3 protein-coding genes are annotated in these 2690 nt (G+C 31.6%); 2 read left to right on the plus strand and 1 reads right to left on the minus strand.

Features of this window, described 5'->3' with window-relative positions:
* The first annotated feature begins 666 nt into the window (after positions 1-666).
* Positions 667-1422, plus strand: coding sequence for an SDR family oxidoreductase (locus tag VLC96_RS17390; protein ID WP_325264964.1), 756 nt, complete (start codon positions 667-669; stop codon positions 1420-1422).
* 58 nt (positions 1423-1480) lie between these two features.
* Entirely contained in the window at positions 1481-2224 is a 744-nt protein-coding gene (locus VLC96_RS17395; RefSeq protein ID WP_325264965.1) for a DUF72 domain-containing protein, read from the plus strand.
* Positions 2225-2323: 99 nt separating this feature from the next.
* On the opposite strand, the gene VLC96_RS17400 is transcribed toward VLC96_RS17395, so the two are convergent.
* Positions 2324-2650, minus strand: a complete 327-nt coding sequence (locus VLC96_RS17400) for a hypothetical protein (RefSeq protein ID WP_325264966.1) — start codon at positions 2648-2650, stop codon at positions 2324-2326.
* Positions 2651-2690: the final 40 nt, after the last annotated feature.

The raw sequence follows: 2690 nt of genomic DNA on the forward strand, positions 1-2690 counted from the left end.
TTAAAGTTTTTTTGAAAAATTTTATTTTCGTTTTCCTCTCTTTCTCTTATCAGCTTTTCAAATAACTTGCGCTTTTAGCGGGGTGCAAAAATAAGCAGCGTTTTTGTTTCTGGCAAGCTTTTATCAATCTTTTTTTGAAAATTTCTTTTCTGCTGGATCTCAATTGCTTGTCAGTATTTCTATGAACATCTGCGTTGTTGCGGGTGCAAAAGTAGTGCGTTTATCCGTTTTAACAATGGCTTTTTGCATTTATTTTTCGATTATTTTTTAATGGACTGGTTTACTTGGGATTATGGATTGGTGTCGTAGATTTTGAGGTTTACCTAAACTTACTAATGACTTGCAAAGATTAATAGATATGGAAAGTAGTGTAATATAACCACCCCATCTTATGGATCCCTTAGAGGAAGAAAATTTTATTTCACTAAAACCATATATAAATTGAGGAAGTCGAAACTAAATTGTAGCGAAAAATCAAAAAAACTAAATCAAAATTGAAATTCAAAATCTTATAAATTTATTCAGTAATTATATAAGAGTAAATAGGTATGATAAATTGAACTTTGAGGAAAAGGTAATCAAATTTATTGCTATTGGATTTACTTTAAACACTTTTTAAATACAATAGTATAATATGATAACTGAACTTAAGCAAAAAATAAGATTATGGAAAATTTATCAGATTATTTTGGACGAAATATTGATCAGAAACGAATTGTGATTACTGGGGGAACAACCGGAATTGGAAAAGCAACGGCTGAGTTATTGGCTTCGCTAGGTGGTCATGTTTTTATTTTTGGAAGGGATAAAGACGATTTTGATAAAGCTATGGACGATATTAAGCTTCAAGCGGAAGGGCAAGTGTATGGTGTTACAGCTGACATTACAAAAAAGGAAGATATTCATATGGTTTGGCAAGAAATCGACACTAAACTTGGAGGGATTGATATTCTTATAAATAATGCCGCTTTACCAGCTGATGGGGTTATAGATGAACAATATGAAAACATACAATATGTTTTGGATACTAATATTTTGGGATACATCTATTTTACTAAGGAAGCTGTAACGCGGATGAAGAATCAACAAAGAGGGCATATTGTTAACATCGGATCATTGAGTGCTGAAACCCGTAATGGAACGGATACAATTTATGTTGCTTCAAAATCTGCTATCAGAGGTTTTAGTGCGGCATTGCGTAAAGAAATTAATCAATTCGGAATTAAAGTTTCACTTATTGAACCTGGAAGTGTTACAAGTGATATGCAGCCTGATCCAAAAGAAGAGCAAAAAGAAAAAATAAAAAAAATGGAAATGCTAAAAGCCATCGACATTGCAATGAATATTCTGTTTTGTTTATCGCAACCTAAACGTTGTGATATTATCAGCGTACAGGTTAGACCACATTTGCAAAGTATTTAAGACCAAAAACAACTTAAATTTAAGTTTTTGAGGAGGATTTATGAAATATTAATTCATCATGAAAAAACACTCCATTCATATAGGTACTTCCGGTTGGCTATATAAGCATTGGCGCGGCACTTTTTATCCAAAGGAAGTGAAAATTAAAGACCAATTTTCTTATTACGTCAGTATGTTTAATACGGTTGAAATTAATAATACATTTTATGGAGTTCCTTCGGACGAAACTTTTGTAAATTGGAAAAACACCGTACCACAGGATTTCGTTTATGTGATTAAAGCAAATCGTTTTATTACACACATGAAAAAATTGCATGATCCTAATGAAATACTGCATCCTTTTTTGTCAAAAGTTGAACTACTTAAAACAAAATTAGGAGCCGTACTCTTCCAACTTCCTCCTTCTCTGGGGATTGATTTAAAAGTATTAGAAGATTTTCTGGCTGAATTACCCAAAGATAAACGCTTTGTATTTGAATTTAGAAATACCAGCTGGTATACGCCCGAAGTTTATCATCTTTTAAGTAAATATAATGTTGCATTCTGTATTTATGAGCTTGCCGAGCATTTATCACCTATACAAATTACAGCAAATTTTATCTACTTAAGATTACATGGTCCTGGAAAAAATAAATATCAAGGAAGTTATTCTGACGAAAAATTAATGGAATGGGCTCAACAATGTAAAATTTGGCTTCAAGAAAATGATGTATATGTTTATTTTGATAATGACGAGCAAGGATATGCTGCTTTTAATGCTTTAAAGTTAAAAGAACTAGTACAGAATATGAATATATTATAATTTTGATATCTATGTTATATCCAACAAAAAAAGCTGCTCAATGCAGCTTTTTATAATTGTATGATCACAAACGTTCCATTCGTGGAGTTAATATCGTTTTTATTTTGAACTAGAAGATGATGTAGACGATTTTGATTTACCTGATGAAATATTCGTAGAATCGTTCATATTTGTATTACCTTTTTGTGAAGTTCCTTCGGAGCCTGAACCTGTGGAGCCTTTACCTACTGCACCAGCAGTGCCAGTCGAATCAGAGTCGGTTTTTAGAGAATCTACAGCTGTTGCAGTGTTATCTGTTTGTTCCGTATGAGTTGAATCTTCATAAATCGTTGTAGAATTATTATTATTTGGATCTTTTTTACATGAAAATACAACTCCCGTTAGAATCACTAAAAGAATAATTTTAGATTTTAATACTGTTTTCATAATAAATTAATTTTAAGGTTTATAATGGATTCAACTTACC

Origin of the sequence: Flavobacterium sp. (genome assembly GCF_035456085.1) — a bacterium.
Lineage (GTDB): Bacteria > Bacteroidota > Bacteroidia > Flavobacteriales > Flavobacteriaceae > Flavobacterium.